At 65.4% G+C, this 1,416-nt stretch carries 1 protein-coding gene and 1 pseudogene; both read right to left on the reverse strand.

From position 1 onward, the window contains the following. A partial coding sequence (locus ACIGXP_RS40020; RefSeq protein WP_399776962.1) for an alpha-amylase family glycosyl hydrolase occupies positions 1 to 925 on the reverse strand: 925 nt, incomplete at its 3' end. After that, a pseudogene (locus tag ACIGXP_RS40025) lies at positions 922 to 1,416 on the reverse strand (alpha-1,4-glucan--maltose-1-phosphate maltosyltransferase); the annotation flags it as partial. The gene ACIGXP_RS40020 and the pseudogene ACIGXP_RS40025, both read right to left, overlap by 4 nt.

The raw sequence follows: 1,416 nt of genomic DNA on the forward strand, positions 1-1,416 counted from the left end.
TCTCGGAGACCGGGTAGCGGGATTCCCGCCGTACGGCCATGAAGATGCGCGGCATCACCGGGAAGTGGAACGCCATGTGACACTCGTCGCCGCCGCTGCGGAAGTCGCCGAAGTAGTCGACGACGTCCTCCGGCCACTGGTTGGCCTCGGCGAGGAGCACCTTGTCGGGGTACTGGGCGTCGATCTCCTTGCGCACCCGCCTCAGGAACTCATGGGTCGCCGGCAGGTTCTCGCAGTTGGTGCCCTCCTGCTGGTACAGGTACGGCACCGCGTCCAGGCGGAACCCGTCGATGCCGAGATCCAGCCAGAACTTCAGCGCGGAGATCATCTCCTCCTGCACCGCCGGGTTCTCGTAGTTGAGATCCGGCTGGTGCGAGAAGAAGCGGTGCCAGTAGTACTGCTTGCGTACCGGGTCGTACGTCCAGTTGGAGGCCTCGGTGTCGACGAAGATGATCCGGGCGTCGTCGTACTGCTTGTCGTCGTCGGCCCAGACGTAGTAGTCCCCGTACGGACCGTCCGGATCCCGCCTCGACTCCTGGAACCACGGGTGCTGGTCGCTGGTGTGGTTCATGACGAAGTCGATGATGACGCGCATGCCGCGCTGGTGGGCGGCGTCCACGAACTCCACGAAGTCGGCGAGGTCACCGAACTCGGGGAGCACCGCGGTGTAGTCGGAGACGTCGTAGCCCCCGTCCCGGAGCGGGGACTTGAAGAACGGCGGCAGCCACAGACAGTCGACCCCCAGCCACTGCAGATAGTCGAGCTTGGCGGTCAGGCCCTTCAGGTCGCCGACGCCGTCGCCGTTGCTGTCCTGGAAGGAGCGGACCAGGACCTCGTAGAAGACCGCGCGCTTGAACCACTCCGGGTCCCGGTCCTTGGCAGGAGTGTCCTCAAAGGTGTCCGGAACGGGCTCATTGACGATCATATTGTGGGTGACCCTCCGATCTGCGGGTTGGACGGTCGCAGGACGGTGAAGACATGCGCGGGCCCATGACCCGGTTCGAGGCGCACATAGTTGGCCCTGCCCCAGTAGTAGGTCTCGCCGGTGAGCTCGTCGCGCACCGGCACCGACTCGTGCCAGTCCAGGCCGAGTTGCGGCATGTCCAACGAGACCGTGGCCTCCTGGGTGTGGTGGGGGTCGAGGTTGGCGACCACGAGAACCGTGTTCGATCCGCTCCGCTTCGAGTAGGCGATCACCGCGTCCTTGTCGGCGTGGTGGAAGTGCAGATTCCGCAGCTGCCGCAGGGCCGGGCTGTTCCGGCGGATGGTGTTGAGCTTGGTGATCAGCGGTGCGATGGTGCGGCCCTCGCGTGCGGCGGCTTCCCAGTCACGCGGCCTGAGCTGGTACTTCTCCGAGTCCAGGTACTCCTCGCTGCCCTCCCTGAGCGGGGTGTTCTCACACAGCTCGTAGCCGCT

Origin of the sequence: Streptomyces sp. NPDC053069 (genome assembly GCF_044546895.1) — a bacterium.
Lineage (GTDB): Bacteria > Actinomycetota > Actinomycetes > Streptomycetales > Streptomycetaceae > Streptomyces.